Annotated in this window: 2 rRNA genes; both read left to right on the plus strand. The window is 44.4% G+C overall.

The window, feature by feature from the left end:
- A 16S ribosomal RNA gene (locus ACXAJH_RS20490) occupies window positions 1-57 on the plus strand; the annotation flags it as partial.
- Window positions 58-227: 170 nt separating this feature from the next.
- Window positions 228-322 (plus strand): 23S ribosomal RNA (locus ACXAJH_RS20495); the annotation flags it as partial.

The following is a 322-nucleotide window of genomic DNA, read 5'->3' on the forward strand; positions in this document are numbered from 1 at the left end:
GGGGTGAAGTCGTAACAAGGTAGCCGTATCGGAAGGTGCGGCTGGATCACCTCCTTTCTAAGGATATTACGGAAACGTACTGTGTTGGTTGTTCAGTTTTGAGAGATCAAAGCATCTTTCAAATTTGTGAACCTTGAAAACTGGATAAGGAATTATGACTCATCTAGCGATGAGATCATGATGACAAGACATCTAATTGATTTATATAAACGTCTTTTCACGAAGATAGTTAAGTGAATAAGGGCGCACGGTGGATGCCTTGGTACTAGGAGCCGATGAAGGACGGGACTAACACCGATATGCTCCGGCGAGCCGTAAGCAG

The organism is Halobacillus sp. ABD4_316, assembly GCF_056161385.1.